Genomic DNA, 19,840 nt, shown 5'->3' on the forward strand with positions numbered 1-19,840 from the left:
TGCTTAGTATATCAAAATTGCGTTATTATTGATGATAAATCATGATAAATTTTCATTAGTCATGATTTATCATCATTTGGGCATCTGACGATAGTATCTTCTTATGGTGATACAATGATTTTATAATAATTGCTTGCACAAAAAGAGGATAAAAATATCTATAACGCTACCTTAAGTCTGCCAGCTTTTGACACATATCAAGCAAACGGTTGGCATAACCCCATTCATTATCATACCAAGCATAAATCTTAGCAAGCTCACCTGCCATCATCAACTGCTGTCCATCGATAATCAAGGAATGGCTATTACCAATAAAATCACTAGATACCAAAGGTTCATCACAATAATCCATGATGCCCAAAAGCTGGTTTTGACTGGCTGTCATCAATGCATCTTTAATCTGATCTAAGCTCACTGTTTTGTTAAATTTGACAGTCAAATCAATCGCAGCAACATTAATTGTTGGAACTCGGATGGAATGCCCATTAATTTTACCACGCATCAGAGGTAACACTCGTTCGGTGGCATTAATGCTACTGGATGTTGTGGGAATGATATTATGACCACTGGCACGGGCACGGCGAAAATCACGGTGTGCTTGGTCTAATACGCTTTGGTCTGCTGTTACGGCATGGATCTCAGTCATCATAGCACTTTGGATACCAAATTTATCATCAAGTACAGATAATAGAGGTACTAAAGCTTGTGTCGTACAAGACACCCCTGAGATAATTGGCAAATCAGCATGAAGCTTGTGATCATTGACCCCAATGACAATACTGGCATCAACACGATCAAATGGTGCTGCACCAATAATCACTTGCTTTGCGCCCGCTGTGCGATGGCGATTGGCATCGGCATAGGAACGAAATTGACCTGTACACTCCAGCACAACATCGACATTCAGATCTGCCCAAGGCAAATACTCTGGCTCATCACAGCTTAGCAAAAGAATCTGATGTAACAACTCGCCTTTTGTGATTGTCAAATATGAGTTATCTTGATTGGTCGTTAATGAAACTTGTGCTGCATTATGATCACCTTGATCAAAACGCCCATGCGTGCTGTCAAATTTTAATAAATGCAAAAGCATTTGGTTATCGGCAACATCATTGATGGCGACAATTTCAATATGACCAAAATTACTTAACTGTTGCAGATAAGCTCGAAGTACATTACGCCCAATGCGACCAAAACCATTGATGGCCAAGCGTAATTTTGGTACATTTGCTTGATGGTGTGGGTTATTTGGTATCACGATCAGCGTCCATCTTTGAGGTATCAATATACGCCAAAGCCAAGCGTATTTCATTATAACTATACTTTTCACGAAGTTCATCGTAAATGGGCTTAATTTTAAACCCATCGGCAAATTCGCCTTGAGCATCCAGATGACGCATCGCATCTTTGATATTGGTGATTGCCTCATCAGCTGGGCGATACGCTTCGATGGCATCAATGCCCATAATTTTACCAATACTTGTCACATGCTTGATGATGGTTGAAACAGCCAAACTACGCTTGGCAGCAATCTCTTCTAAATCCATCTTTTGCTGAATGAATTCATAAGTTTCATGAATGGTACTGGTTAGTCCGTTGCTAAGGGTTTGTTCTGCTTTGGTTTGATTTTGTGCTTTTGTTGTTTGACCAAGCACACCTTGCTTTTTGAGCGCTCGATATTTTTGGTTGGCAGCGATGACCTCAGGATTGGTTGTACCACCACACGCATGAATAAAGGCGTCATAAATTTTGGTAAGCATCGATTCATCAAACAGTTCAAAAGCCTTGGCATGCTCAAAAGACAACTCAATAAATCGCTGATCAATGCGTTGCACCCATTCATCCAGCAATAAACTTTTGATATTAAAACCCAGCAATTTTAGCCCATCTAATGAGCGTAAACGAGAAAGTGCAACATAGCCTTGCCCCATCTCAAAGGTCTTAGATAAGTCAATTTCAGCAGCGTCTAAAGTCATGCCTTGGGACTTATGCACTGTGATCGCCCAAGCTAAACATAAAGGTACTTGGGTATAACTTGCCAATACAGTGCCATCCTTATCCTCCACTGTCCACTCTTCAGGCTCTGCAGCAACCTCTCCACCAGTATTGAGCCGAACCAAGGGATAGGCGGTTTCAGAGATGTCAGCATCAGTAGCTTTATAGGCTTTACCTGATACGCCAATAAAGCCAACCACTTCGCCCATCGTGCCATTATACACACCCAAAAGGGGCAAATTTTTGACAAACATGACCTTAGCACCAATTGCAACCGTCAGCTCATCGGGGGCACGCACACTCTTTGACAGTGATTCTTGCAAGGGTTTTTCACCCATTTTAGCGGCACGATAAGTTATGGTCTTGGCAGTCAATTCATTGAGCTGTGTTTGATTGATGACATCCACATCAGCATTATGCGTATAAAGTCTGGTGCGGTTCAAGTCAATGGTATGATTTTGGGTGGATGTCAGGATATTAATCGCCTGCTGTGTCACCGATTGGCGACGGATTTGATTTAAAATATCATTCAAAGATAAGCCAAAACGCTGTTTTTCATCAGTGCCTGTTTGGCGATGCTGCTCGGTGAGATAACAGATTTGAAATTTACACTCACACCAAGCCTGCGACATAAAGGCGTATTTTTCTTTTGATGTTTCACCCTTATCGCCAATTGGTGGCAGCTGAAAAAAATCACCTGAAAAAATTACCTGAACGCCCCCAAAAGGCATCTCATTTTTTCGAAAATACTTTAAAACTTGATTGATGGTATCAACTTGCTTACTGTGAAGCATTGAGATTTCATCGATGATGAGTACCTTGGTGTTTTTGATGCGTTCAAGATATTCATCACGGGCGGCAAGCCTTTGCAGATTGACTTTCTCAAACTCATTTTGGATACCAATGCCCGACCATGCATGAACTGTCATACCATTCATGTGCGTTGATGCGATACCAGTGCTGGCTGTGACTGCGACAGGGATTTGTCGCACTCGCAAATATTCAATGTACTGATTGAGTACATAGGTTTTTCCTGCACCTGCTTGACCTGTCAAAAAAACATTTTGCCCTGTCTTTAAAATCGCAAGGGCGGTCTCTTGTTTCATAGCGTCAACTTGATTTATTGTATTTGATTAAGTTTTTTGGAGCATTTGTCTTATGCCCCCGTGATATCAACTTATCCATGACCAAAGCACACTAAAAGATGCTTTGGTCAACTGTCTTAGTCTGATAAGTGTGCAATTATTCAGGCTTAAAGCTGTCTTTTAAGCTTACGATTTGATTAAATACGGGTGAAGATTGCGTATGCTCAACACTATCGGCAATAAAATAGCTTTCACGCTCAAACTGAAACCGCTCACCAGCCGCTGCTTTTGCTAAATCAGGCTCAACCACCGCTTGATATACAGTCAATGAATTTGGGTTAAGGTGTCTGTTAATCCAAAACGCATCAGCATCAGCCCCTAAAGCATTCTGTGCCAAAGATGCATCAATTTCATCTTCTTCTAGCAATAAATGGTCGTATAAACGCACGAAAGCTGTAACACCATGAGTGGCAGAAACCCAATGGATAACGCCTTTGACTTTGCGACCTTCAGGGTTATTACCCAGTGTATGTTCATCAATCGTTGCAATCAATTCAATCACATTGCCTGCATCATCCGTCTTATGCTCATTGACTTTTAGGATATAGCTGTTACGCAGGCGAATCTCTGGATTATTTGGCGATAGACGCTTATAGCCTGCTGGCGGCTCAATCTCATAATCGGTGGCATCAATATAGATGGTTTTGGTAAAAGGAATTTGACGCTCCCCCATGTTCAAATGCGGATGCTTCGGCTGAGTTAGCCAAAGTGCTTCACCATCAAATTCTGCCAGTGTTTTTTCATTTTTAAGCTCATTAAATTTAGAGACAGCATCATCAAAATTTGTGATGGTCACCTTTAAAGGACGCAAAACTGCCATGCCTCGAGCGGTCGTCTCCTCAAGCGACTTACGCACGCTAAATTCAAGCATACGATGATCTACCAGCCCCTCAGATTTGGTAATGCCTATGCGTTCACAAAAATCCCTCAAGCCTTCAGGTGTATAGCCTCGGCGACGCATACCTGCCACAGTTGGCATACGAGGATCATCCCAACCTGATACCACGCCCATATCTACCAACCGCTTGAGCTTACGCTTTGAGGTTAGAGTGTGGTCAATATTTAGGCGGCTAAATTCATACTGGCGTGGCGGCACATCAAAGCCAACTTTTTGCACGACCCAATCATAAAATGGGCGATGGTCTTCAAATTCAAGTGTACATAAAGAGTGGGTAATGCCTTCATAGGCATCAGATAATGGATGTGCAAAATCATACATCGGATAAATACACCATTGATCACCCGTTTGATGGTGGTGAGCATGCATAACACGATAAATCACAGGATCACGCATATTAAGATTCGGGTGCGTCATATCAATTTTAGCACGCAATACCGCTTCACCATCAGCAAACTTACCTTGTCGCATATCCTCAAATCGAGCCAAATTCTCCTCAATACTGGCATCACGCTGTGGTGATGGCACACCAACCTCAGTAAACGAGCCACGATTGGCACGGATTTCATCAATGCTTTGTAAATCTACATATGCATCGCCTTGTTTGATTAATTGGACTGCCCAGCCATATAATTCATCAAAATAGCTCGATGCATAGCGTACATCGCCTGCCCATTCAAACCCAAGCCATCTGACATCTTCTTTAATGCCATCAACAAAATCTTGTTTTTCGGCGGTGGGGTTAGTGTCATCAAATCTTAAATTGCACGCACCGCCAAATTCGTTTGCCACGCCAAAGTTTAGGCAAATCGATTTCACATGTCCAATGTGTAAATATCCATTTGGCTCAGGAGGGAAGCGTGTCAAAATACTGTCATGCTTACCCGATGCCAAGTCATCACGGATAATTGTGCGAATAAAATCATTTTTTTCGGTTGGTTGTGTACTCATAATTCATTGTCCATGGTGATCAGTTTTAAATGCCATAATTAGATTATTTTAGCATAATTTTAGGTCTTTAAGCATGATTTTATAAATATAAAGCACCCAGAAAATCAGTATCGCCTTTAAATTTGCACAAGCACACCCCATAAATTTTATGCTATAATAAGCAAAATTTAATCCCATTCATTGATATTTTAAGGATACTTTATGGATATGCCTGTTGTAGAATTTGATACGACTTTTGGTCAAATTAAAATTGAACTAAATGCCGAAAAAGCACCCATCACGGTTGCCAATTTTTTGGATTATGTGGAGTCAGGTCATTATGATGGTCTAATTTTTCATCGTGTGATTGATGGCTTTATGATTCAAGGCGGTGGTATGGATGCACAAATGAACGAAAAACGCACTGGCACACCAATCAAAAATGAAGCAGATAATGGACTAAAAAACACCGTCGGTAGCATTGCCATGGCACGAACTTCCGACCCACATTCTGCCACCGCACAATTTTTTATTAATGTCAAAGACAATGACTTTTTAAACCATTCAAGCCCAACACCACAAGGTTGGGGTTATACTGTTTTTGGTCAAGTGATTGATGGCATGGATGTGGTAAATCAAATCAAAGGCGTGCCAACTGGTCGTTTTGGCTATCATGCTGATGTACCCAATGAGCCTATCGTTATCAACAGTGCCAAAGTGATTAATCAATAATATGCTAAACGCTGATTATTTTTTTACCACAAGACCGTCTGATATTCAGGCGGTTTTTGTTAGTGATTTGCACTTATCGCCAATGACGCCAAGACTAACCAAGGCATTTGTTCATCTGCTAGAAGACCTAAAAAACTTACCCAATCTCAATTCATTGTATCTTTTGGGGGACTGGCTGGATGCGTGGCTTGGTGATGACACCTACACACGGTTATCAGACGACCAAAAAGCCATACATTGGCTATACCCTGTCATTACAGCACTCAATGCCTTGGCAAATAATCATATACAAATCCTTGTCATGCGTGGCAATCGTGATTTTATGATTCGCCAAACACTTTGTGATACTTTTAAGGGCGTACTCATTCAAGAACCCTATCCCATCAACACGACCAAACACCGCATTCGCTTGGAGCATGGTGATGCATTATGCACAGATGATACGAGCTATCAGCGTTATCGTGCCATCATCAATCACCCTATGACAAGAATGGTGTTAAATCAATTGCCCTTAGCACTGCGTAAAAAGCTGGCAAATAATATCCAAAATCACTCACACCATCAAAAATCTCATAAACCGCCAAAGATCATGAATGTAAACCCATCAGCGGTTGATGCAGCCATGACAGATTGCGATATTTTATTGCATGGGCATACACATCGCCCAAATGTACATCATCATGGTCGCAAAATACGCATTGTTTTGGGCGATTGGCGTGATGATGGTCGTCACATTCATGCCGAAATTGGATTGATGATTGGTGAAGATCTGCAGCTTGCACAATTTAAGTATGGTTAAGCTTTTAACAGTGTTAATAAAAACAACATGTTAATAAAAAGAGCGTCATATAATATACGCTCTTTTTATTAAGGCTAAGCAAAATAGGTATGGATAGATATTAGTGAGCTTTTTTACCAGCTTCTACCTGAATATCAATACGAACATCTTTAGGCATACCCATATCTACCAAATAATTCATGCCCCATTTGGTGCGGTCAATCTTTGTCGTAAAATCACCACCACAAACCTCAGTATTTAACATTGGGCTTTGATAACAGTTAAATTTAGTCGCTGTTAAAGTGACAGGATGCGTTTTACCAAGCAAAGTTAAATTACCTGACACTGATTGTAACTGACGATTTTTGCCCGTCCCTTTGAAATAAAATTTAGTTGACACAAAACGCATGGTTGGGTGTTGCTCAATATTGAACAAATCAGCCCCTTTTAGGTGTTGTGTGAATAGTGATGAAGACGCAGTTAGGCTACTAACTGGGATGCTGATATCAATCGAGCCTTTGCCTGCTGCACGGTCAAACTGCATCAAACCTGATAACTCATAAAAGCCTGCCACATTGGTTGAGGTGCCAAAATGGTCAATGCTAAAACGCGCATTGGTGTGATAAGGATCAAGCTCATAAGTCGCTGCGTTAGCAAAACCTGCCACCGCCAATAATGCAATTAAAGATAATCTTTTCATAACATACTCCATATGGTTGTTAATCAATTAAATGAGCTAATAATTAAATGGACCAATTTAATATGATTGATTAAATAATATCTAAAATAATCTCAAAGCAAATTGCAAATTTCACTTACTATCTTAACCAAAATCATCTCAAATAATAAGCACCACTTTGATGAAAAAATTGTTGCCAAATTTTAAAATAGTTACGCAAAAACAAACTTAAAGCCACAACTTTTTAAAAGTTTTAAAAATGATATTTCATTGATTGGTACATTAAACTGTCAGACTTACTCAACTTTTAATAAAAAATCTCAATTTTTAATTAAAAAGTATATGAAAATATTTATTTAATATCAATTAAGCAATTTGAAAAAATGTGCTTGATAGTGGCGCAACTCTCGAATAGAATCACGGATATCGTCAAGTGCCAAATGCGTTCCTGTTTTTTGGTAGCCTGTGGCAATATCAGGACGCCAGCGGTAACAAAGCTCTTTGATACTTGAAACATCTAAGTTGCGATAGTGAAAATATCGCTCAAGCTTTGGCATTTGGCGTGCTAAAAATCTGCGGTCTTGGCAAATAGAATTACCGCACATCGGCGAGATACCTGCATCCACCCATTTAGATAAAAATTCAATCGTCTGTGCTTCAGCATCAGCAAGCGTTATAGTGCTTCGGCGGACACGGTCAATTAGCCCTGATTGTCCGTGCTGGTTTTTATTCCAGTCATCCATGCGGTTTAAAACCACATCACTAACCTTGATGGCTAAAACAGGGCCTTCGGCAAGAATATTTAACTCATCATCAGTAACAATGGTTGCAATTTCTATAATGTCATCTTGTTGGGTATCAAGCCCCGTCATCTCCAAATCAATCCAAATCAATGCTTTTTTGGCTTTGGCTGAAGGCTTGGGGTGCTGAATTTTAATTTTATCGTTCATGTGCTTATTTTCTTTTTGAATTTTCTTTTTGAACTGGCTGTTAACTCACTTTTGGCATTGTATCACAGTCATCACAATCTCGCCATCATTGGCCAAAATTTCCCCACAATAACCGTACAACCATCGTTTTATACCCAAAAATTTGTTATAATTCACGACTTAATTCGCATTACAACCAACATCCATGCCTAAAAATAAACTCAAAGCCTGGCTGCCCACTCCCGAAAAACTACGCAAAAACCGTTTGATTGCGGTCTTTGCACCATTTTTGGCAGACCCTCGACTTTGGCAGATAAATCGCAGCTCTTTGGGGCGTGCTGTTTATGTTGGCGTGCTGGCGGCATTTTTTCCTTTGCCAGGCCAGATGCCGCTGGCATTACTTGGCGCACTATTCACCCGAGCCAATATTCCCATGGCGATTGCCTTGACTTGGATTACCAATCCTTTAACAGCCATTCCTATCTTTTGGCTGGCATATTCTTTGGGCGCAATGCTCTTGGGCGAACCCATCATTGGACTTCGTGCCATTGGGATAATTTTGACTGATTTTACACTTTGGGTGACTGCCGATGGTATCAATCCATTCACCGCACACCGTCATATTTTTTCATGGCAAGCCATGGCAATTGGGCTATTTTTATCTGCGATTACAACCAGTATTGTACTTGGCTTGGCGTTTCGTGCTTTTTGGAATTATCGCACTATTAAAGATTGGCAAGCTCGCCACGGCTATAACGCCAACGCCCCCAAATTTAAGCATCAAAAAGGTCATAAACAGCGTGAACAAGACCTAAAAACCAGATACAACCACCCAAAAGACGATAAAAGCGATCATTTCTCCATTTAAATAGACGCTGTCATCGTAATGCTTTGCTGTTTTGGCATGGCATGATTTGACACAAATCAAGCTACAAAGCTACTTATATTCATTTTTAAAAGCATGTGCTACCGCTCATTTTAATATGAATAATTTTCATTGGTATTTATGAGAATTTTGGCGTATAATTTTTTACCAAATACCTTGTATTAATGATTCGTCCATAATCATTGCCCGCTCTACAGTCTCAGACTAAGCCGTGATTATTTTTATTTGTGTGAACGGTATTTATTCTGTCAAGCCTAAAAAAGCCACCAGAATTTGCACAATTTTTATTTTTTATGAAGTGAAATCTTATGAACTACTCAGTATTTACCTCAGAATCTGTGAGTGAAGGTCATCCAGATAAGATGGCAGACCAAATCTCTGATGCACTGCTTGATGCCATTTTAACGCAAGATAAAGATGCACGAGTTGCCTGCGAAACTTTAGTAAAAACTGGTGCTGTTGTCTTAGCTGGTGAGATTAGCACCCATGCCAACATTGATGTTGAAACGATTGTGCGTAATACAGTCAATAAAATCGGCTACAATCATTCAGATTTGGGCTTTGATGGCTCAACTTGTGCGGTGATTAACATGATTGGCAAACAGTCACCTGAAATCGCTCAAGGTGTTGATAGACAGCGTCCTGAAGATCAAGGTGCTGGCGACCAAGGCTTAATGTTTGGCTATGCCACCAATGAAACCGATGTTCTAATGCCAGCTCCAATTCAGCTGAGCCATCGACTGATGGAGCGTCAAGCTCAGTTACGCAAAGATGGCACTTTGCCTTGGCTACGCCCCGATGCCAAAGCTCAGGTGACATTGCGTTATGATGAACATCATCAACCTTTGGCGGTAGATGCACTGGTATTATCAACCCAACACAATCCTGATATTAGCCAAAAACAGCTCCAAGAAGCCGTCATGGAAGAAATCATTAAAAAAGTCATTCCATCTCAGCTATTACACAAAGACACACTATATCACATCAATCCAACAGGTAAATTTGTCATTGGTGGACCTGTCGGTGATGCAGGTCTGACAGGTCGTAAAATCATCGTAGATACTTATGGCGGTATGGCACGCCACGGTGGCGGTGCTTTTAGCGGTAAAGACCCATCAAAGGTTGATAGAAGTGCAGCCTATGCGGGTCGTTATGTTGCCAAGAATATTGTTGCAGCAGGTCTGGCGGAGCGTTGTGAGGTACAGATCAGTTATGCCATCGGTGTCGCTGAACCAACCTCCATTTCGGTCAATACATTTAATACAGGTAAAATTAGCAACGCTGATATCATCAAGCTTATCCGAACTCACTTTGATTTACGCCCTTATGGCATTACTGGCATGCTTAATTTACTACAGCCAATGTATGAAATTACCGCAAGTTACGGTCATTTTGGTCGCCAAGGCGTAGATACCGCTTTTACTTGGGAAAAAACGGATAAAGCACAATTGCTGCGTTCTGCTCTTTAAATTGTTGGATACCGCCCTTTTATTTGGCACAAGACAGCATCAATAAAGTCTGTGATGATGACCAATCTTTAAGTAATCATCAAAATAAATCGGATAGCCTTGATATTAAGGTTGGATTTGATATCAAGGCAATTTTGTCTATTTGCGATGCAATTTATCTCTATTTGCTATGCAATTTATCAATAATAGCCCAATTCACCCTGCTAATTTAGGATAAAAGATGAGTGACAATCAAGAATTTAATGAATCAGAATTTCAAGATCAAATGCATGCATTTTTTGAGCGTGCTGATGCCGTCATTACGCTTGCCAACAGCCAGCTTTCGCCATCATCGCACGCAGGGCAAGTGGCAGCCAGCCTAAATTATGCAGCGGCAAGATTTGCCATCTCAGCGGCAACCATCGGCTTTGTCAAGGGCAGTGATCTTGCCAAAGAAAAAGATGACATTATCAAATTTTATACCGAAAAATATCAACAAATGCTCGCTGAAAACTTAGAACAGTATATCGAAAACTTTGACCAATACACTCAGCTTGCCAAAAACAATCCCAATCCATCTTTGTGATACCATCAAAAAAAGCAGGCATTTTCTCCTGCTTTTTTATGCTTTTTATCAATGATACATCAGTTTAATTGGCCCATTGACCACTTTTCATCTCAAGGACTTTATCTGCTTGGGATGCCAAATGCCTATCATGCGTTACCATTAATAATGCCATACCAAAAGATACCTGAAGCTCACTAAGTAGCTCAAAAACTGCCTGTGCATTTTCATCATCTAAGTTACCTGTAGGTTCATCCGCCATGACTAAGGCAGGCTTCGTAACCAAAGCACGTGCAATGGCTACCCGCTGGCGTTCACCACCTGACAGCTCGCTGGGTCGATGATGCAATCGATGCCCAAGTCCTACCCGATGAAGCAGTGCATTTGCTTCATCGGTTGCCTGCTTGATACTCACATCACGACGCATCAGCAATGGCAGAGCCACATTTTCAGTGGCATTAAATTCTGCCAGCAAATGATGGAACTGATAAATAAATCCCAAATAGCGATTACGCAGCTCTCCACGCTTAGTCTCATTAAGATGGGTAAGACATTGCCCTTTTAGCCAAACCTCGCCTGTGCTTGGTGTATCCAATCCACCGAGCAAATGCAGCAAGGTTGATTTGCCAGAACCACTACTACCGACGATGGCGATGCGTTCACCTGCCTGAACTTGTAAATCCAAACCTGATAGAACGGTGGTTTTAATTTTACCTTCATCATACACTTTGCTGATATTTTTGGCGTGTAAAATGGTCGTCATGCTAATCCTTATTCATATCTTAAAGTTTGTGCAGGCTGAATTTTTGACGCCCTTAACGCAGGATAAATTGTCATCAAAAAACTTAATAAAAATGATGCCGTTGTAATTAATACCACATCCACAATTTCAATCTTAGAGGGTAAAAAATCAACAGCATACACACTGCCATCAAATAAACTTACGCCAAAAATACGGCTCACAAATAATAAAATATCATTAATTGATAAAGCCAATGCCACGCCAAGCACTGTACCAACAACTGTACCAATCACACCAATAATCATGCCTTGTACCATAAATACTTGCATAATAAGCTTGGGTGATGCACCAAATGTCTTTAAAATGGCGATGTCTGATTTTTTATCAGTCACCAGCATAACAAGACTTGAGACGATATTAAATGCCGCAACAACCACAATCAAAAACAACAAAAGTCCAATCATTGCTTTTTCCATTTGGATGGCACTAAATAAATTACCGTGTGTGGTTGTCCAATCGCTTGGGAATAATGGCAATGAGTCAATGCCCGCTGCATTATTTGCCACTTGAGGCGCTTTAAAAATATCGTTTAGCTTCATACGCAGACCTTGTGCACCTTCGGGCAACCGAAGCATCACGCCAGCATCACGCATCCGCACAAAACCCATCATGCCATCAATTTCGCTGCTGATATGATATATCCCCACCAAAGTAAACCGCTTAAATCGTGGAATAACGCCTGCTGCTGAGGGTGAGGCTTCAGGCAAAACCAAGGTAACCTTATCCCCCAACTTAAGTCCCATGTCAGAGACAATGGACTCACCTAATATAATACCAAACTCGCCGATATGTAAATCATCCAAATTGCCTGCGGTCATATGCTCATCAATGATAGAAACTTGCTTTTCATAATCAGGCTCAATGCCAGAAACCACGATTCCAGTCACCTGACCTTCAGCGGTTAACATACCTTGTAGTTGAATATAAGGGGCAACTGCTTGCACTTCTGGATTTTGCATTTTGATTTTTTCGGCAAGTTCTTGCCAATTTGTCAAAATTTCTGTTGAGGTAACTGAAGCTTGAGGCACCATGCCAAGAATGCGTGATTTAATTTCACGGTCAAAGCCATTCATGACCGACAAAACCGTGATAAGCACTGCAACCCCAAGCGTAAGCCCAATGGTTGAGATAAAAGAAATAAAGGAAATAAAGCCATTTTTACGCTTAGCTTTGGTATATCTAAGCCCAATAAATAACGCCAAGGGACGAAACATAAGCTGTGTTCCAAACGATACAATCGTGCTAGTTTAGCACTTTTTTGGACAAATACCAAACATCGCATAACAAATGAATCATCAGGTTGGTTTTGTTGCGCTTGTGTATCTGTATGATAAGTTTCTTGCTAAAACAGCTTTTTTATGTCAGAATATAGAAAAGGTATATACTTATATTTTTAACTTTAAATAGATCTGCTTTTTTATACCGATGATTTGGCATGAAGTTTATCGGTCTGATATGCTGGATATAAGTTTATCGGCTTGATATAAATTTTAATTAATCATCAAATTTTTAAGGAATTTATCATTATGAATATGAAATCATCATTAGTGCTAGTGATGCTGGCAGGCTTATCATTGAGTGCATGTAATAAAAAAGAAGAAACCGTTGTTCAGCCCAATGAACCTGTTACCGCCACAGCTGATGCTGCTGTCGTTGATGCTACCGCTACCACTGGTACGCACCAGCCTGAGGTTGCTGTTGTTGATGGTGTGGGTGTTGTATTACCACAATCAACTTATACAGGTACTTTGCCTTGTGCTGACTGCTCTGGCGTTCAAACTGACCTAACGCTTAACTCTGATGGCACATTTATGATGAAGCAGGATTATTTGGGCAAGCCGAACGGTCAAGTAACCACTCAAGGTACTTATGACATCAATGGCGTGGATAATCAATATGTCCTACTACACCCTAATGATCATGCTGACACGCCTCCTTATTTGATTTATATGGATAAAGACAGTGTTCAATTTCGTGATTTAGAAAATGGCGAAACACCGACACCTAGCCACACCCTGCTTTTGGTCAATCCTTAAATTAAGCAATCAAATGAATAAAAAAACCTGTCAATGCGTGGCAGGTTTTTTTAGGTAATGACTGTTTTATTATTTTGATATTTTACTGTCTTTAAAAATGCGTCATTGACTAAACGGTCTTTTTAGATAGATAAACCAAAAATGACGACTTAACATAGCGAATGAATGATGATAAAAAAATCCGTACTTGTTTTACTTAGTTTTTTGGCATTTGCCAACACATCACCCAGCTATGCCATTGATGAGCTGGTCATTGCCCAATTAACCAACCCATCAGCAGCCACCGATGATAACAAACCTGCCAACAATGCTGATGATACCCCCATTGCCAGTCAAGCCACACCGATTGATGATGCCCAAATTTACGATCGGATTTATGGCATTTTTTCTGAAGTAGATGGATTATCATCGGTCAAAGTTACCGTTAATCAAGGTGTTGTCAAATTATCTGGCGAAACCGCTAACGAAAAAAAAGCCACGCAAGCAGTCAAATTAGCCAATCGTATCAGTGGTGTTGTCACGGTAGAAGATGACATCAGTCGTACTTTGGATATCCAAGATAATGTCACGCCTGTTGTGAATGATTTGGTCAATCAATCAAAAGCAGGACTAAAAGCATTGCCTTTATTATTGGTGGCATTATTGGCATTTGCCTTGGTGGCATGGCTTGGCGGCTGGCTGTCTCGCCGTGAAAAACTTTGGCAACACATTACGCCAAATCCTTTTATTGCAGAACTTTTGGCCCAAACAGTTAAAGTCATTTTTATTGTGCTAGGTTTGATACTAGCCTTGAGCTTGATGGGTGCAGAAGCCATCATCGGTACGCTTCTGGGCGGTGCTGGGGTGCTTGGGATTGCAGTGGGTTTTGCGGTTAAAGATACCATTGAAAACTATATCGCTTCTTTGATGCTGAGCATTCGCCAACCGTTTCGGGCAAAAGACCATGTGGTCATTAACGATGAAGAAGGCATTGTGGTACGATTGACCAGCCGTGCCACCATTTTAATGACCTTAGATGGCAATCATTTACGACTACCAAACTCAGAGGTATTTAAAGCAACCATTTTGAATTATACCAAAAATCCTGAAAGGCGTTTTACCTTTGAGCTGGGTGTGGATGCCAATAACGACCCATTAGCAGCGATTAAAGTGGGGCTAGATGCCATTTATACACTGGATTTTGTCCTAAAAGAACCTAAGGCGGTTGCTGTTATTAATGAGGTGGGCGACTCAAATATTATTCTTGAGTTTAGAGTATGGGTTGACCAAAGTAAAACAGACTTTTCAAAAGCTCGCAGTATCGCCATTCGTGAAACCAAGCATGCTCTTGAAAATCAAGGCTTTAGCTTACCTGAACCAATTTATATGCTAAACTTTGATCAAGCATTAGAAGATGCGGTTATCAATCTTGCAACTCATCTTGTCCCAACCGCCCCATCGCCCAAAACGACGCCTGATATTTCTATCGATGACACCGCCCCAATCGGTGACACCGAACGCCAAAAACAAATTGCCAAGGTGCGTGCCGAAAAAATACTCAATGAAAATTGCATGAATGATATTTTAGATACCGCACCCGATCCAGAAATATGGCACAGAGTTGAGGCTGAAATTCGCAATCGTTCAGGCGAAAAAGATCTATTGAGTAATAATAGCCCACAAGAATAAGCGTTCATTGTTTCAAGTTTATTGGTGTTATTGCTGATCTGATATCAATGATTGGTCATCTTGACTTCCTCCCCTCCCTAAAGTGAGGGGATTCCTTCTACAAGACGGTCAAGCCCGACCGCAAGAATGTTCCAACTGGCGTTAAATCTGAATCATGCCGTGTGCCACACTTTGCACAAGTCCATTCTCTTATTCGCAAACCTGCTCTACCTTTCGGACTGTTGCTGTCAATTTGACGGCAACACGAGCAAGTTTGGGTAGTGTATTTCTCATTGACGATTTCAAAACGACAACCTGCATGCTTGCATTTGTATTCCAGTTGTCGTTTGAGTTCAAACCATCCTGCATCATAGGTTGATTGTGCCAGTTTGCTTTTCTTGTTCGTGAATGAGCGTGATTTAACATCACCAACCACGATTAGGGCATTGTCTTTGACTAATTGGGTGGTGAATTTGTGGATTAAGTCTTGGCGTGTATTTTTGATTTTGGCGTGGATTGCCCGTACATGCTTCTTTTTACCTGCACGCTGAGCAATGGCTAACTCTTTGGCATATTTTAGGGTTTGTTTGATGGTGAGTTTGCCACCTTTTGAAGTGGTCGCACTGTCTTTTAAACCTAAGTCTATGCCAACACTACCCGTACCGCATTGTGTTTTAGGGTATTCTTTGACGGTGATGCAGGCATACCAACGGTTACGGCTGTCTTGTACTATCTCAAGCGTGTTGATTTGATATAGACTTAGGTTGTAGCCATCAAAGACATCTATGATGAGCTTTTGACCCTTAGAGAGCGATAGCTGTAGGTTGATTTAAGTGCTTTTTTGCCTGTTTGTCTTGTGCTTAGATACTTAATAGCAGACTTTTTAAAGGGTATCCAGCCTAGGCTCTTGTGTTTGGCATTGGGTCGGTTGGTTCGCCAGTTGAGTTTGGCTTTTTTAAATTGCTTTCGGCTTTTGGCATGGGTTTCGTTGATGGCTTGAATGGTTTGAGAGTGTAAGCCCAATAACTCACCGCTGCCTTTGGTATATTCGTTTAGGTCGTAAGCACTAAAGAATTTACCAGTCTTTTGTAGGTACTTGTAACCCAAGTCATTGACATAATTCCACACGAAATTGACCGAACCGCTTAGGCGGTTTAGTTGGTTTGTGTGTTTGTCTTTGATGCGTAGCTTGAGTGTTTTCATGGGTTTGAGTATGATTGGATTTTTCTATTTTACAGTTGTCTAATTGTATGTCAAATGATTTAAGATGTGGTAGGCACGTTGTTTACAATCTGCATGTACATTTGGTCTTTGTGGCTAAATATCGTAGAAAAGTGTTTACCAAAGAGATTCTAGACGATATGCAAGGCATTTTTGAGGAAGTCTGCTCAAAGTTTGAAGCTCAATTGGTGGAGTTTGACGGTGAATGCGACCATGTGCATTTATTGGTGGTTTATCCGCCTAGGGTGGCTATTTCAAGTTTAGTTAATAGTTTGAAAGGCGTGTCTAGTCGGCTTATTCGCAAAAAGCAGTATCCATCTATTTCTAAGCAGTTACGGGGTGGTGCGTTGTGGTCGCCTAGCTATTTTGCAGGTAGTTGTGGTGGTGCTCCAATTGAGATTATCCGCCAGTATATCGAACAGCAAAATACGCCACACTAAACAGCGGTCGATGCGTAAGCATAACTATTTAAGTTGCCTTATATCCACCGCCCAAAGTCGCAGGTTTACGGCAACGGAGGATAAAAAAGGGCTGATGGTTTCAGCCCTTTTTGAATTTTTAGTTTATTTGCTTGCTAGCCAAAAACGCCCATGGTATTGGCAACATATAACAAAGCAAATCCAAGCAAAAACATCAAACCGATGATTGACAACGCTTGAATGCCGGATGACAGCTTTTGTTCTGAGCGTACCAAAGAGTAGTTTAGCCACGCAAAAACAGGTGCAGACACAAACGCAGAACTCATGGCAAATTTGAGCATATTACTAAGCTGACCTTCAAAAAAAGCAATGATAATAAACCCACCAAACACCGCCCACGATATCCAAAATATCAACTGACCACGGCTGATTTCATGCTCACCCTTTATCAATCGCCAGCATTCAGCATTGGCACGCCCATAACCGTCACCTGAGGTGAGGGTGGTACTAAACATACACATAAACGCAATAAATGCCACCAACAACCGTGACCATTCACCAATGGTGGCAGTGTACATGTCAATCAATTGCCCAACATAAGCACTGCCAGCGGTTTGAATCTCTTGCCCTGAACCGTACTGAACATACACACCCAATGCCAAAAAAAGCACCGCTAAGATGGTTGATGTGGCGAAACCCACATTAAAATCCAATCGTCCTTGTTCGTGAGTGGTGTGGTCAGTTTGGATTTTTTTAGCCGTCCACATAGAAGTAATCACAGAAAATTCAAGCGGCGCAGGCATCCAGCCGACCACCACCACAATAAAGCTCAAACTTGCCAGATTCCAAGGGCTAGGCTCAACAAAATCCACCGCCATGACGGTGGGTTTGCCTGCTGCGATAAACACCGCTGCAACCGTGGTTATCGCCAACGCCAAAATGATGATTTTGGTTATGCCATCTAACACATTGTAACGCCCAGCAATCAACAACACCCAAGAAATCGCCAGCACAATGACCGACGCTGTTAAAGGCGTTAGACCCAAACTTGGAAACATAAAGGTTAAAATCACCGCTGACATGAGCCCAACCGCCGCCAAAGTGATGATGGAGGAGATGACTGATAAAATAAAATACACCCAAAGATAGACTTTGGATTTTTTGGCATAACCTGCAATCAGACTGTCGCCTGTGTCATACACATAATCGATGCCAAAACGAAAAAAAGGATACTTCAGCACATTGGCCAAAATAATGACAATGGCAAGTTGCCAGCCGAATAATGCCCCCGCTTGTGTTGATGACACCAAATGCGATGCACCAATGGCAGCCGATGCCATCAAAATTCCAGGGCCAAAGGCCTTCCAATTAATCTTACTAATCCTACCAAGATAATGGCTTTTTATTTGAGTGGTCATGAGTGTTCCTGACGATAACTGTGGTTTGATACCATGGTTAAAGATAAATTTTAGTGTTGCCAATAATGAATGATATCTTTGTGGTATTAAATGATTTCATTTATTAATACCATGTTGCTGCACTTTGTACTTTTATTAGCATACTTTACCATCAAATTACTGTATTGACTAATGAATATTATTTCATCAATCTTGAAAAAATTTTAGTGTGTATCTGTCCTTAATACCTGCCAAGCGCTTGAGATTTTTTAACCAATCCCCATGTAGATAAACAGTTATCTATGAGTAGTGATTATGAACAATCAGACCATTCGTTATAATTATACGCACGAAACCTCCCCCACCAAAGTTGATTTACCCCATGATGAAAATGCCAGCCATGGCGACCATTGGGCAATTTTGACCAATGACATTACCCAAGATGTGCCAAATTGGTTACAGGCAATGTTAGATAAAGCAACCTTACCCAAAGGACTTTGCCCACAAAATAGTACCAATAATGCCAAACTACTTTTGGGTATGAATGAACCTTGTCATATCAAACAAATCTTAACCATCAAAAACGGTTCTCCCCAAGCTTTTATTAATGCTTTTCCTGCGGTTAATAGCCCCTATGGTTTAACTTGCCAAATTGAGCGTATCATTCGCTGTGATACCACATCAGATGCCATTTTGTGCCTAAAAACGCCTGATGGTGCGGTCATTTATGCATTTGACCAACTGTATGCCGTCAATCGCACAGAGTATCGTACACCCAAAAAATACTTTGTTAATTTTAGTGCATTGGCGTATCATATCAAGCCAAGCAACCAAGAAGAAACGATTGTCATTGAAGACCAAGAAGCCATTCGCCACCACCGCGCTTTTAATGATATTGTCGCAAAAAATGGCGGTCAAATCCCTGATGATATTGATGAAAAAATCCGTCAATGGCAACCAACAGACCATGAATCTGGTAAGCCGTTTGCACCTGTTGAGATTAATTTGGGGCATATGTGTGCTTATTTATACGGTGAAACCTTTGGTCAAGAAGATGAAGCTTGGTGTCAAGGGCAGGTTTTGGGCAAATCAAGCACAGAATTTTTTGGCAAACCGATGACTTTATTTGATGTGGTCATTTTGCGTGAACCTGATGCCGACCCGTTTGTGGTGCGTATTGCAGCTGTCAGCACTGAGCAAACAGACGCCATTCAGGTGCATGATTATATTCAAGCGAATATTTGGCTACAAGCCGCCATCTATGAAGCCAATCAAAAACCGCATCAAAAGTAACCATTCACTTAAAATCACCCATAGCAATACCTATATTGCA

17 protein-coding genes and 1 pseudogene are annotated in these 19,840 nt (G+C 41.0%); 9 read left to right on the top strand and 9 right to left on the bottom strand.

Annotated elements, in window-relative coordinates; all coding sequences use genetic code 11:
- Positions 1-166: 166 nt before the first annotated feature.
- The 3 genes from A4U55_RS03650 to A4U55_RS03660 all read right to left on the bottom strand — a co-directional run bounded on the left by A4U55_RS03650 (position 167) and on the right by A4U55_RS03660 (position 4,989).
- Positions 167-1,258: a type I glyceraldehyde-3-phosphate dehydrogenase gene (locus A4U55_RS03650; protein WP_063454022.1), complete on the bottom strand. Its 1,092-nt coding sequence runs from the start codon at positions 1,256-1,258 to the stop codon at positions 167-169.
- A complete protein-coding gene (locus A4U55_RS03655; RefSeq protein WP_264753416.1) occupies positions 1,245-3,119 on the bottom strand; it encodes a helix-turn-helix domain-containing protein in 1,875 nt (624 codons plus the stop codon). The genes A4U55_RS03650 and A4U55_RS03655 overlap by 14 nt, the downstream gene beginning before the upstream one ends.
- Positions 3,120-3,237: 118 nt before the next feature.
- The gene (locus A4U55_RS03660; protein WP_003666095.1) at positions 3,238-4,989 is read right to left on the bottom strand and encodes a glutamine--tRNA ligase/YqeY domain fusion protein; all 1,752 of its coding nucleotides are present in this window, start codon (positions 4,987-4,989) and stop codon (positions 3,238-3,240) included.
- Between the two features lie 201 nt (positions 4,990-5,190).
- Here A4U55_RS03660 and A4U55_RS03665 point away from each other — a divergent pair, with 201 nt between their 5' ends.
- Both A4U55_RS03665 and A4U55_RS03670 read left to right on the top strand, forming a co-directional pair.
- Entirely contained in the window at positions 5,191-5,700 is a 510-nt protein-coding gene (locus A4U55_RS03665; RefSeq protein ID WP_003666093.1) for a peptidylprolyl isomerase, read from the top strand.
- A 1-nt stretch (position 5,701) separates the two neighbouring features.
- Positions 5,702-6,499 (top strand): UDP-2,3-diacylglucosamine diphosphatase, encoded by a 798-nt coding sequence (locus tag A4U55_RS03670; protein ID WP_003656695.1) that lies wholly within the window; start codon positions 5,702-5,704, stop codon positions 6,497-6,499.
- 100 nt (positions 6,500-6,599) lie between these two features.
- Here the strand turns inward: A4U55_RS03670 and A4U55_RS03675 are convergent, their stop codons facing one another.
- Together A4U55_RS03675 and orn are read right to left on the bottom strand one after the other, a co-directional pair.
- On the bottom strand, positions 6,600-7,178 hold the full coding sequence (locus A4U55_RS03675; protein WP_003659394.1) for a YceI family protein: 579 nt from the start codon (positions 7,176-7,178) through the stop codon (positions 6,600-6,602).
- A gap of 341 nt (positions 7,179-7,519) precedes the next feature.
- Complete coding sequence (gene orn, locus A4U55_RS03680; RefSeq protein ID WP_003656697.1) at positions 7,520-8,107, bottom strand: oligoribonuclease; 588 nt, start codon at positions 8,105-8,107, stop codon at positions 7,520-7,522.
- 184 nt (positions 8,108-8,291) lie between these two features.
- On the opposite strand from orn, the gene A4U55_RS03685 reads away from it, so the two are divergent.
- The 3 genes from A4U55_RS03685 to A4U55_RS03700 all read left to right on the top strand — a co-directional run bounded on the left by A4U55_RS03685 (position 8,292) and on the right by A4U55_RS03700 (position 11,006).
- On the top strand, positions 8,292-8,954 hold the full coding sequence (locus tag A4U55_RS03685; protein ID WP_003656698.1) for a DUF2062 domain-containing protein: 663 nt from the start codon (positions 8,292-8,294) through the stop codon (positions 8,952-8,954).
- Between the two features lie 326 nt (positions 8,955-9,280).
- A complete protein-coding gene (gene metK, locus A4U55_RS03690) occupies positions 9,281-10,441 on the top strand; it encodes a methionine adenosyltransferase (protein WP_003661486.1) in 1,161 nt (386 codons plus the stop codon).
- 220 nt (positions 10,442-10,661) lie between these two features.
- Positions 10,662-11,006, top strand: coding sequence for a DUF3144 domain-containing protein (locus A4U55_RS03700; protein ID WP_003659388.1), 345 nt, complete (start codon positions 10,662-10,664; stop codon positions 11,004-11,006).
- A 64-nt stretch (positions 11,007-11,070) separates the two neighbouring features.
- Here A4U55_RS03700 and lolD read toward each other — a convergent pair whose 3' ends face one another.
- Both lolD and A4U55_RS03710 read right to left on the bottom strand, forming a co-directional pair.
- Positions 11,071-11,748: a lipoprotein-releasing ABC transporter ATP-binding protein LolD gene (gene lolD, locus A4U55_RS03705; RefSeq protein WP_003659387.1), complete on the bottom strand. Its 678-nt coding sequence runs from the start codon at positions 11,746-11,748 to the stop codon at positions 11,071-11,073.
- A gap of 8 nt (positions 11,749-11,756) precedes the next feature.
- Complete coding sequence (locus A4U55_RS03710) at positions 11,757-13,001, bottom strand: lipoprotein-releasing ABC transporter permease subunit (RefSeq protein WP_063454024.1); 1,245 nt, start codon at positions 12,999-13,001, stop codon at positions 11,757-11,759.
- A gap of 312 nt (positions 13,002-13,313) precedes the next feature.
- Here A4U55_RS03710 and A4U55_RS03715 point away from each other — a divergent pair, with 312 nt between their 5' ends.
- Together A4U55_RS03715 and A4U55_RS03720 are read left to right on the top strand one after the other, a co-directional pair.
- Positions 13,314-13,823, top strand: a complete 510-nt coding sequence (locus tag A4U55_RS03715; RefSeq protein WP_003673005.1) for a copper resistance protein NlpE — start codon at positions 13,314-13,316, stop codon at positions 13,821-13,823.
- Between the two features lie 165 nt (positions 13,824-13,988).
- Positions 13,989-15,491 carry a mechanosensitive ion channel family protein gene (locus A4U55_RS03720; RefSeq protein ID WP_063454025.1) on the top strand — a complete coding sequence of 501 codons (1,503 nt, stop codon included), beginning with the start codon at positions 13,989-13,991 and terminating at the stop codon, positions 15,489-15,491.
- A gap of 77 nt (positions 15,492-15,568) precedes the next feature.
- On the opposite strand, the pseudogene A4U55_RS03725 reads toward A4U55_RS03720, so the two are convergent.
- A pseudogene (locus tag A4U55_RS03725) lies at positions 15,569-16,673 on the bottom strand (RNA-guided endonuclease InsQ/TnpB family protein).
- A gap of 47 nt (positions 16,674-16,720) precedes the next feature.
- Between A4U55_RS03725 and tnpA the strand changes: the two are divergent.
- Positions 16,721-17,131: an IS200/IS605 family transposase gene (gene tnpA, locus A4U55_RS03730; RefSeq protein WP_036335205.1), complete on the top strand. Its 411-nt coding sequence runs from the start codon at positions 16,721-16,723 to the stop codon at positions 17,129-17,131.
- Between the two features lie 134 nt (positions 17,132-17,265).
- Here the strand turns inward: tnpA and A4U55_RS03735 are convergent, their stop codons facing one another.
- Positions 17,266-18,528: an NRAMP family divalent metal transporter gene (locus A4U55_RS03735; RefSeq protein ID WP_003662988.1), complete on the bottom strand. Its 1,263-nt coding sequence runs from the start codon at positions 18,526-18,528 to the stop codon at positions 17,266-17,268.
- A 294-nt stretch (positions 18,529-18,822) separates the two neighbouring features.
- Here A4U55_RS03735 and A4U55_RS03740 point away from each other — a divergent pair, with 294 nt between their 5' ends.
- On the top strand, positions 18,823-19,800 hold the full coding sequence (locus A4U55_RS03740; RefSeq protein ID WP_003669114.1) for a hypothetical protein: 978 nt from the start codon (positions 18,823-18,825) through the stop codon (positions 19,798-19,800).
- Positions 19,801-19,840 lie beyond the last annotated feature (40 nt).

Origin of the sequence: Moraxella catarrhalis, from assembly GCF_001632285.1 — a bacterium.
GTDB lineage: Bacteria > Pseudomonadota > Gammaproteobacteria > Pseudomonadales > Moraxellaceae > Moraxella > Moraxella catarrhalis.